The following is a 20,035-nucleotide window of genomic DNA, read 5'->3' as shown; positions in this document are numbered from 1 at the left end:
GGTATCAGTAGTAGCCGCGCGGACGCAGCGGTTCGACGCCGCCGACGTTGCTCATGTAGGTCTTCCACTGGTCGACGAGCGTGCCGATCACCGACGGGTTCTGCGCCGACACGTCGGTCGTCTCGCCGCGATCCGACGCGAGGTCGTAAAGCTGCCAGTGTCCGTCGAGCGGCCCGAGCGGCGGTTCGGTCCACAGTGCCTTCCAGCGGCCGTCGGCGCTGCGCAGGTAGGCGCGGCCGTAGGCTTCGTCGCCGAACGGCGTCGTATGCACCTCGCCCGTCGCCGACCCCGTGAGCACCGGCAGCAGCGACTGGCCGGTGACCGGATACACGTAGCGGTTGTTGTAGACCACCTTGCCCTTGTTCTGGTCGACGCCCGTCAGCGTGTTGACGAGCGGCGGCGCCGGCTGCGAAGGCGGCGTAACGCCCGCGATCGCGAGGAACGTCGCCGTGTTGTCGGTCACGTGCGTGAACGCGCGCAGCGTCGGCAACTGCTGCGTCTGGCCCGGCAGGCGCACGATCGTCGGCGTCGATACGCCGCCTTCGGCCGAATACCCCTTCGTGAGCCGGAACGGCGACGCGCTCACCTCGGCCCAGCGCAGCCCGTACTGCAGGCGCTGCGCGTTCTGCTTGCCGTTGTCGGTGCCGAGGGTCGAGTAGACCGGATCCTGCCCGTTCGCGGTGTCGGTCGCCGTCGGGTCCGCGCCCGAGTCGATCGGCCAGCCTTCCGCGCCGTTGTCCGACTGGAACATGATGAACGTGTTGTCGTATTCGCCGATGTCCTTCAGGTGCTGGATCAGGAGTCCGATGTTGTAGTCGAGGTTCTCGACCATCCCCGCATAGATCTCCATGTAGCGTGCCTGCGCCCGGCGCTCGGCCGGCGACAGGCTCGACCACAGCTTGTCGACCTTGCCGGGGCCGTAGTCGCTGTAGCCGTCGGCGGCCGAATGCACCGCGCTGACGTATTTCGCATTCGCGGTGCCGTTGTTCGCGGTCGCGGGCGACGCCGCCGTCGTTTCGGGCAGGCCGTCGAACGGCTTGAAGTCGGCGGGGATCAGGCCGAGCGCCTTCTGCCGTGCGATCCGCGCATTGCGGATCGCGTCGTAGCCGGCGTCGTACACGCCCGCGTACTTGTGCAGCCATGGTTCGGGCACCTGCAGCGGCCAGTGCGGCGATGTATACGCCGCGTACGCGAAGAACGGCTTGCCGTCGCGCTTGTTCGAATCGATGTACGAGATCAGCTTCTGCGTATAGAAATCGGTCGAATAGAACACGGCCGGGCTGCCGCCCGCACCGCCCGGCTGCCCGGGCTGGCCAGGCTGCACGTAACGGCCGTCTTCCGTGTAGTTCGACGAGCCGGCCGGCTCGTGCGCGAAGTGGTTGGTCGCCGCACCGCCGAGCAGCACGTAGCTGCGCTCGAAGCCCCACTGGTCCGGCGTCTGCCCGCTGCCCGTCGCGCTGCCGACGATCCCCGAACCGATATGCCACTTGCCCGCGATGTACGTGTGGTAACCGGCATCCTTCAATAGTTGTGCGAACGACAGCGCACGATCGTTCAGGTAGCCCTCGTAGCCGGGCAACCCGCGCCGTTCGTCGGTCGGTACCCCCATCGTGCCTTCGCCGACCAGATGGTGATCGGTGCCGGACACCAGCATCGCGCGCGTGATCGCGCAGACGGTGCCCGTGTGATGGTTCGACAGGATGCGGCCCGACGCGACGAGCGCGTCGAGGTTCGGCGTGTTGATCTCGCCGCCGAATGCATGGATGTCGGAATAGCCGAGATCGTCGGCCATGATGTACAGGATGTTCGGGCGTTTCACCGCCAGCGGTGGCGCGGGGTTCGTCGATGACGACGGCGGATCGCTGTCGACGCCGCCGCACGATGCGAGCGACAACGCGCCGGCAATCGCGGCGCAGACGACACGGAAACGAACAGCATGCAACGGCGAAGCGGACTTTTTCATCGTTCTGGAACGCGCGATCTACGGGATCGGCGATCTTAGCGTCGCGCGCGCGGCCCCCAAAGTCCGATTCGTCACATGCTAACGGGGCGGCGGAATATGCGCGCAAACCGAATACCGGCCATCAGCACGCGCGTATGCATGCGCCCGCCCCGCGCGCCGAAGCCGGCCGCCGCCGGGCCGCGCGCGACGGCTCGGCTGCGCGGCGGCGCGTCGTACTTCAGCTGCGTCCGCCGAGACTACCGCCGCCGTCCACGGCCAGCACCTGCCCCGTGACGAAGCCGGCCTCGTCCGACAGGAAAAACGCGATCGCGGCCGCCACGTCGTCGGGCGTGCCGAGCCGGCGCGCGGGAATCGTCGCGAGCACCTTGCGTTCGGCTTCGCTGCCGACGGGCCGCGTCAGCCGGAACAGTTCCGTCTCGATCGGCCCCGGCGCCACCGCGTTGACGGTCACGCCATGCTCGGCCAGTTCGAGCGCCCACGTGCGCGTGCAGCCGACGAGCGCGCTCTTCGCGGCGGAATACGCGGTGCGATCGAGACTGCCGAAAATCGCCCGGCTGCAGATATTGACGATGCGCCCGTGGCCGCGCGCCTTCATCGCGTCCGCAAAGTGCTGCGTGACCTGGATCGCGGCCCGCACGTTGAGATCGAACACGGTCTGCAGCGACCGGAAATCGATCTGCCCGAGCGGTTGCGGCATCACGATGCCCGCGTTGTTCACGATACCGTCGACAACGTGCTGCTCGCCGATACGGGCAAGCGTTGCGGCCGTCTGTTCGATGTCGGCGAGATCGCACGCGCGCAATTCGCCGGGAAAGTCGATGCCCTGCACATTTCGCGCGAGGCCGATGACGTGATGACCGTGCCGTGCGAGCAAGGTACTGACCGCGAGGCCGATGCCGCGCGTTGCGCCGGTGACGAGATAGGTGCGAGATGACATGCGTGCTCCCGAAGTCCGTTCACATGAAGAGCGTGGAGAGAGGTTGCCGGGGTGGAGACTCGGAACCTGCGCTTTGGTCGGACGATTCTACGTGCGTAACGGACGTTACGTCGTGTCGTTACGAGCGTGTCCGTAGCAACACGTTACGTTTACCGCGCATCAGCTGCGCAAGGAATTTCCAAATCACGATTGGCACGATTTATCGTCTGATTTAATCGCAATACGCCGAATGAAAAAGAAAGATTGTTAATGAGATATCACATCCGCAAACGTTTTACGCGAATGAAATGCACATCAGAAAAATTAGACGAATAACGACTTTAAAATAAATTCCGTTTGAAACAGCGACAGGCATGCCTCTTGCTGACTCCCCCCACCATGTGCCGCGTTCGACCAGGAACGAATAACCCGAAAATCGGGCGCCGCCATATTTCGTACAAGTGAATCCGGGGTCGGGGAAATGGAATCGAGCGCAAGCAGGCGATTTGCCTGGGGGGCCGTGACGTGCCTGTCGCTGTTCGCGACGGCACGCGCGCAGGCCCAGGACACCGTCGTCGCGCCGCCTTCCGCCGCGGCGAACGGCGGACATCCGATCGCGCCGCCTTCGACGCTGCTGAACGCCGAGCGGGTCCTCGACGCACCGAAGCCCGCGCCCGGCGCGGGCCCGGCCGTTGCGCAGCCGGCGGCGGGCGCCACGGCGGCCGGCGCACGGGCGGCCGCCCGCCACGCCCTTCCGGAAGATCAGCTCGGCGGCACGGTGACCACCGATGCCGTGACGCTCGCCGGCCGCGATTTCTATACCTACTTCTCGCAGACGTGGTCGGAAATCCCGCTGAGCGAGCGCTACATGGTCGCCATTCACGAACGCCCGTCCGGGCGTTACGGCAGCCTGATCTGGGTCGAGTTCCAGCAGAAGCGCGTATTCCAGACCTTCCTGCCGATTGCGCGGGCCAACGTCAAGGCCGTGGCCGAAAGCGCCGCCAATATTTCCTTTCAAACCGTCATTCAGGACGATCTGTCGAATTTGCTGTTCCCCGATTCGGATCTGGCGAAAGACGAGATTTAGTCGATTAATCGAAAACAAGGGGTTAGGAAAAATGAATCGAAACGGATTGAGCTTGATCGCCCTGGTCGCGATGACCGCGGTTTCGCCTTGCACATGGTCGTCGACACTGGTTTATCAGCCGAACAACCCGAACTTCGGCGGCAACCCGGCAAACGGCCCCAACCTGCTCAACGAGGCGAATGCGCAGAACAAGCACACGGATCCGTCGCTGTCCGCGTACTCGTCACCGACTTCCACGTCGTCCCTCGACCAGTTCAATGCGCAGTTGCAGCAGGCGATCCTGTCGCGCGTCGCCAGCTCGGTGACGAACTCGATCGTCGGCACCAACGGCGACCTCAAGCCGGGAACGATCAGCACGGGCAATTTCACGATCGTCGTGAGTGCGGCCGGCAACGGCAACCTGCAAGTGACGACCACCGACAAGACGACGGGCGCGACGTCGACCTTCATCGTCAGCAACGGACAATGAATCGAAAAAAACGACTGGGCGAATCATGAGAAAAAACGCTGAACGGGCACGCTTCGACACGGGGATGACACGGATCGCAACGATTGCAGCGCTGCTGCTGTCGCTGGCCGGCTGCGTCACGCGGCCGATGCCCGCGCTGAGCAATGCCACGCTGACACCGCCGACGCGCACCACGCGCGACCTCACGCATCTCCCGCCGCCGAAGGGCAAGATCGTCGCGGCCGTCTACGGCTTTCGCGACCTGACCGGGCAGTACAAGGCGTCGCCGGACAGCTCGTTTTCGTCGCAGGTCACGCAGGGCGGCGCGTCGTTCCTGGTCAAGGCGATGCGCGACTCCGGCTGGTTCACGCCGGTGGAACGCGAAAACCTGCAGGACCTCCTGACCGAACGCAAGATCATGCGCGCCACCGACGGCGCGGATGCGAAGAAGGCGCAGAACGATGCGATGGCGCCGCTCATGCCGGCAAACATCGTGCTCGAAGGCGGCATCGTCGGCTACGACACGAACGTCCGGACCGGCGGGGCCGGTGTCGCCTACCTCGGCATCAGCGGATCGATGCAATACCGGGTCGACCAGGTCACCGTCAACCTGCGCGCGATCGACATCCGCACGGGCCAGGTGCTCAACAGCGTCTCGACGACCAAGACCGTCTACTCGTATCAGGTCGACACGGGCGTCTATCGCTTCGTCGGCTTCAAGGACCTGCTGCAGGCGGAAGTCGGGTTGACCCGCAACGAACCCGCGCAGATCTGCGTCAACGAAGCGATCGAATCGGCGCTCACGCACCTGATCGTCCAGGGTGTCGCGAACCAGACCTGGGCGCTGAAGAACGACCAGGACTGGTACGACCCGACGATGCAGCGGTATCTGCAGGAAGACCGGCAATACGCGCAGGACATGGAGGACGCCAACACCGCGTACGACCCGCAGAAGATCGATCGTCCGGGCGCGTCCACTCATTAACCGGCATCAGGCCGGCCAGCGCAGAAAACATGATGAATCGACAGCGTGAGCGGAACGGGCGTGCCCGCGTGATGCGGCGGGTGCTCGCGACCGTGGCGGCAGCGGCGGCCATGCAGGCCGCGTCGGGCGCACCCGTGCCGCTCAGCGATCTCGGCCCGCCCGAACCTGCATTCGACTACAGCGGCAACATCGTCGCGGTCCGGCAGGACGGCGGCGGCAACGGCGCGTCGCTGGACCAGGCGGGCCACAACGGTGCGCTGATCCGGCAGGCCGGCGACGGCAACTCGATCATCGCGCGGCAGACCGGTGCGCAGAACTGGGTCGCGGCTTCGCAGGCCGGCTTCGGCAACACGTTGAAGGCGACGCAGCGCGGCAACGGCAACACGTTGCAGGTGCAGCAGAACGGCGCCGGCAATTCGGTCGATTCGACGCAGGTCGGCACGTCGCTGTCGGCGCGCGTCACGCAGAACGGCAGCAACAACGCGGTGAACATCGTGCAAGGCGGCTCGAACACCGGCATCCAGGTGATTCAGACCGGCCACGGTGCGCGCGCCACGGTGCTGACGCGGTAACGGTTACGCAGGTCGCAGGTGCTGTGCTTGAAGTGCAGAGGAGTGAGGCGTGAGAGCGTCCTCGAATGGCGGGGGTGCCGGTAAAGACCGACTTTTCCGGCAAATTTTCTTTCGAATCAGGAGCAACAAATGAAGGTGACCAAGTCTGCAATCGCAATCGCCGTGCTGATGCTCGCATCGGCCGCCGCACAGGCCGATTCATCGGGCAACACCGTGAACATCGGACAAACCGGCAACTACAACTCGGCAACCGTCGAACAGACGGCGACGACCGGGGATTCGGTGGCGATTACCCAGTCGGCGTCCGGTAACGATCCCCGCTACGGTTTCGTCGCCAACGTGACGACCCAGGGCGGTACCGACGATACGACCGTGATCAACCAGAACTCCTGGTGGGCGCAGCCGTACTCGAGCGTGAACGTGTCGCAAACGGGCTCGTCGCACGAGAAGAACTACGTGACGCAATCCGGCGGCGGCGATTTCTCGGCGACCATCACGCAGACGACGTCGGCGTACACGGGCGGCCCGCAATACGACGTCAACACGATCAACCAGTACAGCTACATCGACACCGCGTCGATCTCGCAGCAGGGCGGCGGCTGGAACACCGTGACGATCAACCAGGGCACGCCGAGCCAGATGGCGGTCGGCAACAACGCGAGCGTGACGCAGACGGACACCATCGGCAACACCGTCGGCATCACGCAGACCGGCAACAACGGCACCGCGTCTGTCCAGACCTCCTGGGGCGGCGCGAACACGACGTCGATCACGCAAACGGGCGGCGCGACCAACGCCAACGTGACGCAGTTCGCGGAAGGTGGCGACAATGTCACGACGACCCAGAGCGGCACCGCAACCGCCAACGTCAATTCGTGGTTCGGCGGCGCCAACCTGACGACGATTTCGCAATCGGGTGGCGTGGCCGGCAGCACCGCGACGGTCAACCAGATCCTGGCGAGCAGCAATACCACCTCGATCACGCAGACGGCGGACGGCAACAACGCCACGGTCAACCAGACGCTCGAGTTCGGCGACGCCGCGACGATCAACCAGTCGGCCGCCCAGAACACCGCGGCGATCTCGCAGCAGTTCGGCTTCGGCAACAGCGCGACCATCACGCAAACCGCCGCGAACAACCTGGCAACGATCACGCAAACCAGTTCGGCAGGCTCGACGGCATCCATCGCGCAGAGCTCGGCGAACAACCAGGCGTACGTGGCGCAATCGGCGGCATCGGGGTCGCTGACGACGGTGAACCAGACGCTCGACATCGGCAACTACGCCAATGCGTCGCAGACGGGTGCGGATGACGTGCTGAGCCTTTCGCAGGCCGGCGGCTTCAACGTCATCAACGCGTCGCAAGTGTCCGGCACGGGTAACCTGGGCTACGTGACGCAGACCGGCTACAACAACAACGCCACGCTGGTGCAACAAGGCAACGCCAACTACGCGAGCATCAACCAGAACGGCTTCAACAACACCGTTTCGGTCAAGCAGCACTAAGCGCCGCCGGCGTAACGGAAAGGCCGGACGGATGCCCGTTCGGCCTTTTTTTCATTCGACAGGGGACGATCATGGTTGGCATTCACGATCTCAGCGCCTATTTCGACGTCGCCGCCAGCGCCGGCGGCGTGAATATCGTGCCGCACGTGCGCGCGGCCGCACCGGTCGACGTGTCGTACAGCCTGCGCATCACCCGCACCGGCGGCGCGGGTTCGGCCTCGCTGACGCGCTCCGGCGAATCGCGGCTGGCGGGCGGCGAGGATCAGCCGCTCGCGACACTTCGGCTGAGCGTCGATTCGAGCGATATCTGCAAGGCGACGCTGGTTCTGCACGTCAACGGCGAGCATGCGGAGTATTCGGTGGACTGCAATCCGCGTGGTGCGTCGAGTTGAGATCTTGCGGCGACCGCATGGCCGACCGCGTACGCCTCACCCATCCGACGCGAGCATCTTCGGTATCTCGTCGACGGGCGCATCGATGACGACACGCACCTTCGACGGCACGTGGCGCGATGCCGGCCGCACCGCGAACACTTCGGCGCCCGACACGCTGTTGCTGTCCAGCACGAGCGCGAGGCGGCCGTCGCGCAGGTAAGGCGCCATCAGCCAGCAGGGGAGCCACGCGAGGCCCGCGCCGGCGGCGGCCGCATCCGCAATGGCCTGCAGGTCGTCGAGCCGCAGGCGCCCGGCCGGACGATGGTCGTGCACCGCGCCGTTCGCGCCGACTATCGGCCACGGCGTCGGCTGCCCGCCGCGCGAATACGCGATGCCGACGTGCGACGCGAGTTCGTCGAGCCCCGCCGGCCGGCCATGACGTTCGAGATACGCGGGCGATGCGCAGATGCCCATGCGCTGCACGCCGAGCTTGCGGCCGACGAGCGCGCTCGTATCGGCGAGCTCGCCGATGCGCACCGCGATGTCGAAGCCGTCGTTGACGAGGTCGGCCACGCGATCGCTGAACGACACGTCGATTTCGAGCCGCGGATGGCGCTCCACAAGGCGCCGCATGAGGGGCGCCACGCACTGCCGCCCGAACAGCACGGGCACGCTGACGCGCAACCGCCCCGCCGGCTCGCGCTGGCCCGCGTCGAGCGCGGCCTCCGTCTCGCCGAGTTCGGCGAGCAGCCGCCGGCACTGTTCGTAATAGACGAGCCCCTCGTCGGTCAGGCCGAGCTGGCGTGTCGTGCGCTGCAGCAGCCGGGTGCCGAGACGGCGTTCGAGCCGCGCGACGACCTTCGCGACCGCCGAGCGCGTGACGCCGAGCCGCAGCGCGGCCGCCGCGAAGCTGCCCGAATCCACCACGTCGACAAATTCGGCAACGCCTCTGAGCCGCTCGTCCATGCCATTTCGCTCCGGTTGGGTAACACGTTTGTGTCCATGCAGGCGACAGTCGTCGGCCGAATTATCGTCAATGCGTCCCTGCGCGCAACACTATGATAGTCCGCACTATCTCGAAAAAGGAGTCGACATGCACGCATGGCAAGTGAAACCGGGCGACGGTGTGGCCGGGCTTCGGCGCATCGACGCGACACGCCGCGCGGTCGGGCCGACCGACGTCGTCGTGAAGATCCATTCGGCCGGCCTGAACTATCGCGACCTGATGTTCGCGCGCGGCGACTATCTCGGCATCGGCAACGAAGCGCTGATTCCGGTTGCCGACGGCGCCGGCGAAGTCATCGAAACGGGCCGCGACGTCACGCGCTTCAAGCCCGGCGATCGCGTGATCAACACCTACTTCCCGAGCTGGATCGAAGGGCCGCCGACGCCGCAGAAAACCGCGGGATCGCCCGGCTCGCATTTCGACGGCGTGCTGGCCGAGCACTTCGTGTCCGACGAAGCGGCGCTGGTCGCGATTCCCGCGCATCTGGACTACGACGAGGCGGCGACGCTGTCGTGCGCGGGCATCACTGCATGGAACGCGCTGTTCGCCGACGGCGGCCTGGGGCCCGGCGCGACCGTCGTGCTGCTCGGCACGGGCGGCGTGTCGATCGTCGCGCTGCAGCTCGCGCATGCCGCGGGGCTGCGCACCATCGTCACGTCGTCGAGCGACGCGAAGCTCGAACGCGCCCGCGCGCTCGGTGCGGACGCAACCATCAACTATCGCGCCACGCCCGAATGGCAACACGACGTGCTGCGGCTCACCGGCGGCGCGGGTGCGGATCTGGTCGTCGAAGTCGGCGGCAAGGATACGCTGCCGCGCTCGGTCGCCGCGACGAAGATGGGCGGCACCGTGTCGGTGATCGGCGGCCTCAGCAGCTTCGGCGGCCCCGAGCTCGGGCTGCTGTCGCTGATCGGCGGGATCCGGCGGCTGCAGGGGATCATGGTCGGCAGCCGCGCGATGCTCGACGACGTCGTGCGCCTCGTCGACGCGAAGCGGATCAAGCCGGTGGTCGATCGCGTGTTCGGCTTCGACGAAGCGCCGCAGGCGTATGCGTACCTGCAGTCGGGGCAGCACTTCGGCAAGGTCGTGATCCGCGTCGCGCGGTAAGCGCATCGGGGTGACGGGCAGCGGGCGGCTTCGCCCGCCGCATCCGGCGTCAGAACCGGTGACGAATCCCCGCGTGAATCATCAGTTGCTTCGAGGTCGACGACAGGTCCGCCGCGCCGGGAACATAGGCCTGGTCGAGCGACGAGCCCGTCGCGTCGCCCGCGATCCGCTGGCAGGCGCCCGTCAGGTATACGTCCGTGCGCTTCGACAGCGTGTAGTCGCCCATCAGCCCGAGCGAATGGATCTTCGGCTTCGCGGTGCCCGTCGTCGCGTCGTAGCGCACCGTCGTGTACACGTACTGCGCCCCGACGAACAGCGCGGGCGTGAACTGGTACTTGCCGTTCACTTCGAAGTTCCGGTACTTGATCGACGTCACCGTGCCGCCTGCGAGCGCGCCGGTCACGGGCTCGATCGTTTCGTCGCCGAACAGGTAACCGACGTTCGCGGTGGGCCGCGTGACGTTGCTGTTCGTGTACGCGAACCCGACCGTCGCGGGCCCGGCCGTGTAGTTGATGCCCGCACCGAAGATCCGCAGCCGCGCCGACGCGAAGTTCGCATCGGCGCCGACCGATCCCGAGCCCGCGATCGCGCCGCCCGGCGTCGCACCCGGGTTGTCCGCATTCAGGAAGGCCGCGCCGACGAGCCACCCGCCCTGCTCGTACTGCGCGCCGACGCTCCACTGCCGGTTGTTCGCAAAGCCCGTGTCGTTACTGAAGCTGTACGTGCCGCCGAACGAGAACCCGGCGAAATCCGGGCTCGCATACTTGACCGTGTTGTTGACCCGAAACGTATTGCCGGTGTTGTCGTTGTCGAGCGGATGCGAGAACGGATAGACGCCCCAACTGCCGTTCGCGGTGGTCGGTGCGAGATAGTCGACCACCGCATCGTATTGCCGGCCGAGCGTCAGCGTGCCGAAACGCGCGCTGCCGAGGCCGACGTACGCCTGCCGCCCGAACATGCGGCCGCCCTGCGCGAGCGTGCCGCTGTTCACGTTGAAGCCGTTCTCGACCTGGAACAGCGCGCTGTAGCCGCCCCCCAGGTCCTCGCTGCCCTTCAGCCCCCAGCGGCTGCCCTGCGCGAAGCCGCTCGCCATCTGCCACGCGCCATGGCCGCCGACATTGTTCGTGTAGTCGATGCCCGCATCGACGAGGCCGTACAGCGTGACGCTGCCTTGTGCGAACGCGGGCGCGGCGCACAGTGCCGGCATCGCGACGAAAATCAGTCTCCAGTTCATCCGTCATCCTTATTTGTTTTGTCGTTACCGCGCCAGGCATGGCGCCACCGCTTACTTCGTGCCGTAGATGTCGAAGTCGAAATACTTCCGGTTGATCCGCTGGTACGTGCCATTCGCGAGGATCGTCGCGAGCGCGCGGTTGAAGGCGTCGCGCAGGTCGTTGTCCTGCTTGCGCAGCCCGAGCCCGTCGCCCTGCCCGAAATACTTCACGTCGTCGATCGCCGCTCCGACGAACGCGAAATCCTTGCCCTGCGGCTTCTTCAGGAAACCGTCGCTCGCCGCGATCGATGCCTGGAACGCCGCGTCGAGCCGGCCCGTCACGAGATCGGCATAGACCTGGTCCTGGTTCGGGTACGACACGATCTGCGCGCCGGCCGGCTGCCAGTTCGCGATCGCATAGTCGGCCTGCGTGGAGCCCTGCTCGACGCCCACACGCTTGCCCTTCAGCGCGCCAGCCGTCGGCAGCAGCGGCGAACCCTTGCGCGCGACGAGGCGCGCCGGCGCATTCGAGATCCGGTTCGTGAAGGCGATCTGCTGCTGCCGCTTCGGTGTAATCGTCATCGACGACGCGATGACGTCGAACTTGCGCGCGAGCAGCCCCGGAATCATCCCGTCGAAACTCGATTCGACCCACACGCACCGCGCATGCAGCTCCGCAGACAACGCATTCGTGATGTCGATCCCGAAGCCCGTCAGCGTGCCGTCGGGCAGCTTGTACTCGAGCGGCGGGTAAGTCGGATCGACCGCGAGGCGAATCTCCCTGCCCGCCCAGTCACCCGCATGCGCCGCCCCCGCCGCCAGCGCCGCCGCGAGCGCCGCCACCCGTTTCCATTGCTTCCACTGCTTCATTGCCAGTCTCCTTCCTCGTGTGAATCGTCAGTCAAGATCATGCGGTTGCGTCACGCCAGATAACGCTCCGCCAACGCAATCCAGTAGCTCGCGCCGGTGGCGAGGCACGTGTCGTTGAAGTCGTAGCCGGGATGGTGCAGCCCGCATCCGGCGCTGCCTTCGCCATTGCCTTCGCCGTTGCCGATCGACAGGTAGCTGCCGGGACAAGCGTTCAGCATGAACGCGAAGTCCTCGCTTGCCGCGATCGGCCGCAGATGGGGGATCAGCGCGCCGTCACCGCCCCATTCGCGGGCGACGTCGCGCGCAAAGGCGGTTTCCGCCGCGTGATTGACGAGCACCGGATAGTCGTGGCGGTAATCGATCTCGGCCGTCGCGCCGTAGCTCGCGGCCTGCCCGTGCACGATCTCGCAAATGCGCCGTTCGAGCAGCGCGCGCACGTCCGGCGACAGTGCGCGCACGCTCAGCGCCAGATCCGCGTGCGGCGGGATCACGTTCGACGCGGTGCCCGCATGGATCGAGCCGGCCGTCACGATCGCCAGGTCCTGCGGGTTCACGTTGCGCGACACGACGGTCTGCAGCGCCATCACGATCGACGCGCAGATGACCACCGGGTCGATCGTCGTATGCGGCGCCGCGCCATGCCCGCCGCGCCCGGTCACGCGCACGCGCACCTCGTCGGCCGATGCCATCGCCGGGCCGTCGCAAAAGCCGAGCACGCCGGCCGGCAGGCCCGGCACGTTGTGCATCGCGAACACCGCATCGCACGGAAACTGCTCGAACAGCCCGTCGTCGATCATCCGCTTCGCGCCGCCGAGCCCTTCCTCGGCCGGCTGGAAGATCAGGTTCAGCGTGCCCGTGAAGCGGGTGCGCTCGGCCAGGCACCGCGCCGCCGCCAGCAGCATCGCCGTATGGCCATCGTGGCCGCATGCGTGCATCACGCCGTCGCACCGGCTCGCATGCGGCAACCCGGTCGCCTCGCGGATCGGCAGCGCGTCCATGTCGGCGCGCAGCCCGAGCCGCTTCCCGGTGCCTCGCGTCAACGTGCCGACCACGCCCGTGCCGCCGAGCCCGCGCGTCACCCGATAACCCCACGTTGTCAGGAGGCCGGCCACGAGGTCGCTCGTCGCATGTTCCTCGAATCCGAGCTCCGGATGCGCGTGCAGCCGTCGGCGCAGCGCGATCATCTCCGTCTCGATGGCCGCCAATTCCGGCTGGATTGGTGTGTGGTTCAACCCCGATTCTCCTCGATGTACACCGGTTGCCGATCGCCCGAATGACCGATCGTGGCCGCATCGTAGGCAGCGAAAATCCCGGCGAACAGCCGCGGTTTCGTTATGATGACAACCTTTCGTTGTCGGGTATCACGCCATGGGTACGATCAGGCTGCATCAGCTTCAGGCGCTCGTCGCGAGCGCGGAGGCCGGGAGCATCCGCGGCGCGGCGCGCACGCTCGGGCTGTCGCAGGCGGCCGTCACGCGCGCGCTGCGCGAACTGGAGGCAGGTGAGCGCCTGCCGCTGCTCGTGCGCGCGCCGGAGGGGATCGGTTTCACGGAATACGGCAAGACGCTGCTCACGCACGCGAAGCTCGTGCTGAAGCAGCTCGAACATGCGCAGAGCGATCTCGAACGCATGCGCGGCCGCATCGAGGGCCGGCTGAGCATCGGCGTGACGCCGTGGCTCACGAAGACGTTCCTGGCGGAAACGGTGCTGCGCTTTCGCGAGCGGATGCCCGACGTGCGCCTCGAACTCTACGAGGCGCTGATGGCCGTCGCGCAGCCGCTGTTGCGTGACGGCAGCATGGATTTCGCGCTCGGGCACGTGCAACCGGGCGGCACGCAGGAATTCGCGTTCGAGCCGATGCTGCGCTACGAGACATCGGTGATGGTGCGCGCCGGCCATCCGCGCGAACACGCGCGATCGATCCATGACCTGCTCGAGAACGACTGGGTGCTGAATTTCGCGGCCGACGGGCAGGCCGCGCTCGTCGACTACCTGTTCACGCGCCACGGTGCCGACATCGACGAACGGCGCATCGTCCGCGCGCAGTCGGCGGCGATGCTGCAGACGATGCTCGAACAGGCCGACATGTGCACGTGGTGCCCGACGATTCTCGCCGCGGTGCCGCCGTTCGGCGAACGGATGCGCGCGTTGCAGCTGAAGGAGACTTTCGAGCCGCGCGACCTCGGGATCGTCACGCGGCGCAGCAGCACGCTGAGCGACGCGGCGCGCTGCTTCATCGAGTGCCTGCTGCACGTGATCCGCCGCCATGCGCGGTCGGCACGCAAGGCGGATCTCGCGCTGTTCAGGACGCTGTCGCTGCTGGTCTGACGCGCGGCGAACACGGGCGGGCCGCCGCGTCGCCGCATGCGCGGCGTGGCCGTGCCCGTGCCCGTCCCGCCCGTCAGATTTTCGCGGTCAGTGTGATCCCGACCGTGCGCGGATCGCCGTACAGCACCGGATACGCGCCATACGACGGCAGCAGCTCGAGCTTCTTGTAGACCTTGTTGGTCAGGTTCGTCACGTAACCCGTCACGATGTACTTCTGGTTCGGCGTCGTGTAGGAAACGTGCGCGTTCAGCACCGTGTAGCCGCCCTGCCAGAGCTGCGGCATCGTCTGCCGGGTCGCGCTGAAGTATTCGCGGCTGCGGTAGTTCACGTCACCGCCGGCCGTCAGCGTGCCGAACGACACCGGTACGCGATAGTCGAAGCCCGCATTGATCGTCGTATGCGGCGAGCGCGCGAACGAGTTGCCGACGGCGGTCGGCACGTAGCGGAACTCCGTGTAGCGCGTGTTCAGCATCCCGAGGTTCGCGAACAGGTAGAGGCTGTTGACCGGCTGTGCCTTCAGCTCCAGTTCGAAGCCGTCCGCGCGCCCCTGCCCCGCATTCGACAGCGTCGACACCGGCGGGCCGCCGAACGGGTTCGGCGCGAGCGCGAACACCTGGATGTCGCGATAGTCGTAGTGGAACACGCTCGCGTTGACGATCAGCCGCTTGTCGAACCACTCGCTCTTGATGCCGACTTCATAGTCGGTCAGGTACTCCGGCGACACGGTCGACACCGTGCTCTGCGTATACGCGTTGCCGTTGTAGCCGCCCGAACGGAAGCCGCGCGCATAGCGGAAGTACGCACGCACGTTGTTGCTGAGCGCGTATTCGGGCGTGAGGTCCCAGGTCGGCGCGCGCCACGTGTTCGTCTGGTTCTGCCGCGCGCTGACCGCCAGCGGCGACGACACCGACGACGGCTCCCACCAGCTGCCCGGATTGCCGAACGTCACGTTGCCGGTGCCCTGCAGCCCGGTCAGGTTGATGTTCTTGCGCTCGATCGTGTAACGCAGCCCGCCCGTCACGTTGAAGCGGTCGGTAAACCGGTACTTCACGCTGCCGAAGATCGCCGCGCTCTGCGTGTGCTGCGTGAGGTCGGTCAGGTGGTAGAACGCGGGTGACGGCGAACCCGGCAAGCCGCCGCCGGCGCCCTGCTCGGCCAGCTGCTCGGTGAACAGGTGCGTGCCGACGAGCCAGCTCAGCCGGTCGGTCTGCGGCGATTCGAGCCGGAATTCCTGCGAGAACTGGCGGCTCGACAGGCGGTCGTGCGAGCGTGCGGCGTCGAACGCCGAATAATCCTCGTCGTCCTGATACCAGCGGTGCAGCCCTTCGAACGCGGTGATCGACGTGAGCGTGACCGCCGGGTTGATGCGCCAGTGCGCGGTGAGCGACGTGCCCCAGGTCGAGATGTGATCGCTCGACGGCGCGTTGAGCGACACCGTGTACGGATCGCTCGAGCCGACGAAGCCGAACTGGTTCGCACCGCCCGGCCCCGCGCCTTGCGCGTGCCACGCATTGCCGCCGCCCGTGTAGTTGCGGCCGTGGATGTTGAACAGGAAGTTGGTGTCCGACGTGGGCACGGCGAGCACCTGGAAGCGCACCGCGTTGTCGTGGAAGCCGCCGAAGCGCCCTTGCTGAACCGTATTCGTGTAGAAGCTGTCGGCGTTCTCGTGATACACCGACACGCGCGCGGCCAGCACGTCGTTCTTGCCGATCGGCCCGCCGATCGCGGCCTCCGCGAGCCGGCTGTTGTACTGGCCGAGCCCGATCTTGCCGTAGCCGCTCACGTCGAAGGTCGGCTTCTGCGACGTGATGCTGAGCGCGCCGCCGACCGTGTTCTTGCCCCACAGCGTGCCTTGCGGGCCGCGCAGCACTTCGATGCGATCGAGGTCGAACAGCGGGAAGCCCTGCCCGAACACGCTGTTGATGTACACGTCGTCGAAGTACACGCCGATCGGGCTCAGCGACAGGTCCGACGGATCGTTGCTGCCGACGCCGCGCAGGAACCAGCGCGGCCGCTCGCGGCCCTCGGTCGATTGCCCGGTAAAGTTCGGCACGTACTTCGTCACGTCGTTGACCACGCGCAGCTCGTTATTCCTGATCGCGTCGCCGCTCAGCGCGCTCACCGCGACCGGCACGTCCTGGATGCTCTCCTTGCGCCGGCGCGCGGTCACGGTGACCGTGCCGAGGTTCGTTTCGCGGATGGCCGTGCCGCGGGTCGCACGGGCCGCCGTCGGTGCAGCCGCGGCGGCATCGTCCGTGCCCGGTTGTGCCGGCTTCGCGTCCGGTGCCGCCGTCACCGCACCCTCTTCCGCCCACGCGGGCAACGATACGGCTCCGCCCGTCAGCAGTCCCCCCAGCGCGGTGACGATTAGTTTTTTCCTGAACATCGATGAGTCATCCTGTTTGATCGGTTGAACGCACGTGCGTGCGCGACGCACGGGTTCCCTGTTGCAATTCGGATGCCAGCCTCGAGAGGCCCGTCGTATCGGGCTTCCGGCAGGTATGCGGTGTGCGCGTTGCTGCATGCGCATCTGTGAACGGAAGCAAACTGCTTGTCACGCAACACTGCCGGATCGCGCGACACGCGCTCCGACGGTCGTCAGGAGAGCTTTGCAGTCACGGGCTGCGACGCATCGCGCCTCGCATGTGCGACGCGCAACGCGCACGCCACCAGCACGACGACGGGCAGCCAGCACAGAAACACGGCCTGCAACCCGACGGCCGGCACGAGCGCACTGCCGGCCAGCGGGCCGCAGAACGCGCCCGTCATCGACGCGAGGTTGTAGAGGCTCGACACCTGGCTCTTGTCCGCCGGGTGACGGCCGAGGCGCTGCATGTTGACGAGATGCAGCAGCGACGAACCGGCGCACAGCACGGCGAGCCCCGCGCCGACGATCCACGCGTCACGGGCGAGCCCGAGCGCGAGCAGGCCGGCCACGGCGCCGGCCAGGCTGAGCCCGTGGCAACGGCGGGCGCCCAGCCGCTGCGCGGCATGGCCGAGCCCGAACAGTGCGATCACCGAGACCACGCCCTGCAACGTCAGCAGCGCGACGGCGTGCGCCTGGGACAACCCGAGCGACTGGATCGCGAGCACGACCGTATACGCGCCGGCAAGCGAACGCGTCGCACTGTTCACGGCCTCCAGCACGAGTTGCTCGCGCACGTCGTGATTCCATGCGAGCGCCAGCAATGCGCGCAGGCCGCCGGTTTCCGGTCGGGCGCCGCGCGGCGCGGCCTCGGCGTCGCCGAGCAGCGTCCGGCTGAACAGCGCCATGCCCGCGAAGCTCGCCGACGCCGCGCAGAACGTCGCGACCGCGCCATGCGCGCCGATCAGCCAGCTCGCGAGCCACGGCCCGACCATGCCGGTTCCGACCGACATCGCCGCGCGGTACCAGCCGGCGCGCGCGAGGCCGATCTGCGCGAGACGCGCGAGAAACACGCCGTTGATGGACACGATCCGGAACGGGATGCACAGCCCGATCAGCACTTGCGTGAGCGCGATCAGCGGCCATGCGCCGGTATACGGCACGACGAGGTTGAGCAGCATCGGCCCCATGCTCGCGGCGAAGTACACGCGCCGCGCGCCGTAGCGTGCGACGAGCAGCCCGGCCGGCAGCGTCATCAGCGCGATGCCGAGCGGCTCCATCGCGGCGATGATGCCGAGCCGCGCGCTGTCGACGCCGAGCGCGAGCGCATACAGCATCGTCGCGAGCTGCGCCATGCTGATCGTCGTGCCGCTCGCGAGCGCCAGCAGCATGAAGCCGCCGGTGAAGCGCTCGCGCCGCCATGCGTCGGCGACGCGTGCCGGCGCGCTCACCGCGCGGCGTCGCGAGACAACGGTGCGATGCCGTCGAGCGCGCGCCGGTCGATCCACGCGCGCACGTCGAAATCCGCAGGCAGGAACCGCCATTCGACGAGGAAGCGCTTGAAATCGTCGAGCGCGGCAATCGACGCTTCGTCGAGATCCGTGCGCAGCCGCCGGTGCACGTCGGTGCCGTACGCGAGCCGCAGCCAGTCATGGCCCGATCCCGTCTCGCGGCCGAGATAGCCGAGCACTTCCTGCTCGTGCTCGCGCGCCCAGCCTTCGACGTCGGTCACGCGCGCGAGGAAGCGGCGAACGATGTCGGGATGGCGTTCGAGCGTCGACGCATTGACGGTCAGCGGCCGAGGCGAGCCGTTGTTGATGCGGATCTGCGGATCGGGATGAAAGCCGATGTCGACGACCGGCTGCGCGCCGATCAGGTGTGCGGTCTCGAGCCCGAGCGAACCCTTCACGTAGATCGCATCGACCTCGCCGCGCACGAGCGCGGCCGCTTCGGCCGCATAAAGGCGCCGGCTGGACAGGCTCGACGGATGGCTGAATGCCGCGTCGCGCGTCAGCGGCGTCGACACGGGCGCGCGCAGGTTCGACGCGGGCACGTCGACCCATTCGACGTCGGCGGGGCCGAGCCCGTCGAGCGACAGCGCGCTGACGAAGCCGCGCAGCGCCGCCGCGCGGAAGATGTCGATACGTTCGCCGTCGCGGCGCGGCAGCCCGATGCGGCGCCCGCGCAGGTCCCTTGGCCGCTTCAGGCCGGTTTCCGGCAACGCGACGATCGCCTGCGCCTCGTCGACCCAGGTCAGCGCGACCACCCGGGTATCGGCGCCGGAGGCGCGTGCCCACAGCGCGGGAATGCTGCCGCCCTGCCGGAACGTGTTGTCGAGCGAATGATCGACGTGCGCGCGATGCAGCGCCGCGTGCTGGTTCTCCTGCAGCGCGCGGACGGTGATGCCGTCGCCGGCGAACTCGCTGTCGAGCCAGCCGAGATGCGCGGCGATGCCGAGCGGCGTCGGCACCGGACAGCGCGTGTACCAGATCGACTGGACGTGATGGGAAGCCGTGATGCTCATGGATGCGTTCGGAAAAGGAGTCGTGAACCGCGCATCAGCCGCGCGGCGCGGTGAGCACCGACAGCCGCGTGATGCCCGCATGCTCGATCGCGGCCATCAGCTTCGCGACGGTGCCGTACGGCACGTGCTCGTCGGCCTGCAGGTCGAGCGCGACGTCGGGCCGGCCGGCCTTCAGCGCGGCGAGCTCGGCCGGCACCGCGGCGAGCGCGACCGCGCGCTTGTCGAGATACACGACGCCCTTGTCGTCGACGCTCACGGTGACGTTCGGCTTGCGGTCGGCCGGCGCCGTGGCGACGGTGTTCGGCAGGTTCACGTGCACCGCGTTGTTGAGCAGCGGCGCCGTGACGATGAACGCGACGAGCAGCACGAGCATCACGTCGACGAGCGGCGTGATGTTGATTTCACTGAGCACGTCGTCGTTGTCGGAAGAGGACGAGAAGGCCATTATGCGAACGCCTCCTGACGAGCGCCGTCGGCACGGCGTGCGGGCGCGGTGGCGGCGGCCGGCACGCGGAAACCGGCCTTCTGTGCGAGCGTGACGAAATCGGTTGCGAACGCATCGAGATCGGCCGACGCGGCCTTCACGCGGCGCACGAAGAAGTTGTACGCAAGCACGGCCGGCACCGCGACCGCGATGCCGATCCCGGTCGCGACCAGCGCCTCGCCGATCGGCCCGGCGACCACATCGATGCTCGCCGACGCACTGTGCGTGATCGCGGTCAGCGCGTGGATGATGCCGAACACGGTGCCGAACAGGCCGACGAACGGCGC

19 protein-coding genes are annotated in these 20,035 nt (G+C 67.1%); 8 read left to right on the top strand and 11 right to left on the bottom strand.

Annotated features, from left to right (window positions below; genetic code table 11):
• Positions 1-4: 4 nt before the first annotated feature.
• Together L810_RS27990 and L810_RS27985 are read right to left on the bottom strand one after the other, a co-directional pair.
• On the bottom strand, positions 5-1,963 hold the full coding sequence (locus tag L810_RS27990; RefSeq protein WP_042976489.1) for an arylsulfatase: 1,959 nt from the start codon (positions 1,961-1,963) through the stop codon (positions 5-7).
• Positions 1,964-2,180: 217 nt separating this feature from the next.
• Complete coding sequence (locus tag L810_RS27985; RefSeq protein ID WP_021161665.1) at positions 2,181-2,900, bottom strand: SDR family oxidoreductase; 720 nt, start codon at positions 2,898-2,900, stop codon at positions 2,181-2,183.
• A gap of 460 nt (positions 2,901-3,360) precedes the next feature.
• On the opposite strand from L810_RS27985, the gene L810_RS44150 reads away from it, so the two are divergent.
• From L810_RS44150 to csgH, 6 genes are all read left to right on the top strand, one after another.
• Entirely contained in the window at positions 3,361-3,966 is a 606-nt protein-coding gene (locus L810_RS44150) for a CsgE family curli-type amyloid fiber assembly protein (protein WP_081065080.1), read from the top strand.
• A gap of 46 nt (positions 3,967-4,012) precedes the next feature.
• Complete coding sequence (locus tag L810_RS27975; RefSeq protein WP_225723295.1) at positions 4,013-4,435, top strand: curli assembly protein CsgF; 423 nt, start codon at positions 4,013-4,015, stop codon at positions 4,433-4,435.
• A 64-nt stretch (positions 4,436-4,499) separates the two neighbouring features.
• Positions 4,500-5,399, top strand: a complete 900-nt coding sequence (locus L810_RS27970) for a CsgG/HfaB family protein (protein ID WP_042976486.1) — start codon at positions 4,500-4,502, stop codon at positions 5,397-5,399.
• Positions 5,400-5,428: 29 nt separating this feature from the next.
• On the top strand, positions 5,429-5,971 hold the full coding sequence (locus L810_RS27965; protein WP_021161661.1) for a Minor curlin subunit CsgB: 543 nt from the start codon (positions 5,429-5,431) through the stop codon (positions 5,969-5,971).
• A 129-nt stretch (positions 5,972-6,100) separates the two neighbouring features.
• On the top strand, positions 6,101-7,477 hold the full coding sequence (locus L810_RS27960) for a beta strand repeat-containing protein (RefSeq protein ID WP_021161660.1): 1,377 nt from the start codon (positions 6,101-6,103) through the stop codon (positions 7,475-7,477).
• A 71-nt stretch (positions 7,478-7,548) separates the two neighbouring features.
• On the top strand, positions 7,549-7,869 hold the full coding sequence (csgH, locus tag L810_RS27955) for a curli-like amyloid fiber formation chaperone CsgH (RefSeq protein WP_021161659.1): 321 nt from the start codon (positions 7,549-7,551) through the stop codon (positions 7,867-7,869).
• A gap of 36 nt (positions 7,870-7,905) precedes the next feature.
• Here csgH and L810_RS27950 read toward each other — a convergent pair whose 3' ends face one another.
• The gene (locus L810_RS27950) at positions 7,906-8,817 is read right to left on the bottom strand and encodes a LysR family transcriptional regulator (RefSeq protein ID WP_021161658.1); all 912 of its coding nucleotides are present in this window, start codon (positions 8,815-8,817) and stop codon (positions 7,906-7,908) included.
• Positions 8,818-8,944: 127 nt separating this feature from the next.
• On the opposite strand from L810_RS27950, the gene L810_RS27945 reads away from it, so the two are divergent.
• Positions 8,945-9,964, top strand: a complete 1,020-nt coding sequence (locus L810_RS27945) for a zinc-dependent alcohol dehydrogenase family protein (RefSeq protein ID WP_021161657.1) — start codon at positions 8,945-8,947, stop codon at positions 9,962-9,964.
• A gap of 49 nt (positions 9,965-10,013) precedes the next feature.
• Here the strand turns inward: L810_RS27945 and L810_RS27940 are convergent, their stop codons facing one another.
• The 3 genes from L810_RS27940 to L810_RS27930 are packed head-to-tail and all read right to left on the bottom strand — an operon-like array spanning position 10,014 to position 13,231.
• Positions 10,014-11,198 (bottom strand): porin, encoded by a 1,185-nt coding sequence (locus L810_RS27940; RefSeq protein WP_021161656.1) that lies wholly within the window; start codon positions 11,196-11,198, stop codon positions 10,014-10,016.
• Between the two features lie 51 nt (positions 11,199-11,249).
• Positions 11,250-12,047 carry an ABC transporter substrate-binding protein gene (locus L810_RS27935; protein WP_021161655.1) on the bottom strand — a complete coding sequence of 266 codons (798 nt, stop codon included), beginning with the start codon at positions 12,045-12,047 and terminating at the stop codon, positions 11,250-11,252.
• Positions 12,048-12,097: 50 nt separating this feature from the next.
• The gene (locus L810_RS27930) at positions 12,098-13,231 is read right to left on the bottom strand and encodes a M20 aminoacylase family protein (RefSeq protein WP_155630092.1); all 1,134 of its coding nucleotides are present in this window, start codon (positions 13,229-13,231) and stop codon (positions 12,098-12,100) included.
• A 184-nt stretch (positions 13,232-13,415) separates the two neighbouring features.
• Here L810_RS27930 and L810_RS27925 point away from each other — a divergent pair, with 184 nt between their 5' ends.
• Positions 13,416-14,375 carry a LysR substrate-binding domain-containing protein gene (locus L810_RS27925; RefSeq protein ID WP_021161653.1) on the top strand — a complete coding sequence of 320 codons (960 nt, stop codon included), beginning with the start codon at positions 13,416-13,418 and terminating at the stop codon, positions 14,373-14,375.
• Between the two features lie 73 nt (positions 14,376-14,448).
• Here the strand turns inward: L810_RS27925 and L810_RS27920 are convergent, their stop codons facing one another.
• From L810_RS27920 to L810_RS27900, 5 genes are all read right to left on the bottom strand, one after another.
• The gene (locus tag L810_RS27920) at positions 14,449-16,761 is read right to left on the bottom strand and encodes a TonB-dependent receptor (protein ID WP_021161652.1); all 2,313 of its coding nucleotides are present in this window, start codon (positions 16,759-16,761) and stop codon (positions 14,449-14,451) included.
• A gap of 212 nt (positions 16,762-16,973) precedes the next feature.
• Positions 16,974-18,191, bottom strand: coding sequence for an MFS transporter (locus tag L810_RS27915; RefSeq protein ID WP_021161651.1), 1,218 nt, complete (start codon positions 18,189-18,191; stop codon positions 16,974-16,976).
• Positions 18,188-19,264, bottom strand: a complete 1,077-nt coding sequence (locus L810_RS27910) for an ABC transporter substrate-binding protein (protein ID WP_021161650.1) — start codon at positions 19,262-19,264, stop codon at positions 18,188-18,190. Before L810_RS27910 ends, L810_RS27915 begins: the two co-directional genes overlap by 4 nt.
• A 34-nt stretch (positions 19,265-19,298) precedes the next feature.
• Positions 19,299-19,709 carry an ExbD/TolR family protein gene (locus L810_RS27905; RefSeq protein WP_009694203.1) on the bottom strand — a complete coding sequence of 137 codons (411 nt, stop codon included), beginning with the start codon at positions 19,707-19,709 and terminating at the stop codon, positions 19,299-19,301.
• A partial coding sequence (locus L810_RS27900) for a MotA/TolQ/ExbB proton channel family protein (protein ID WP_042976481.1) occupies positions 19,709-20,035 on the bottom strand: 327 nt, incomplete at its 5' end. The genes L810_RS27905 and L810_RS27900, both read right to left, overlap by 1 nt.

This window comes from Burkholderia sp. AU4i (genome assembly GCF_000466765.1).
Taxonomy (GTDB): Bacteria; Pseudomonadota; Gammaproteobacteria; order Burkholderiales; family Burkholderiaceae; genus Burkholderia; species Burkholderia cepacia.
Note: the sequence above shows the minus strand (reverse complement) of the source record. Positions and strands in the feature narration are given on the sequence as shown.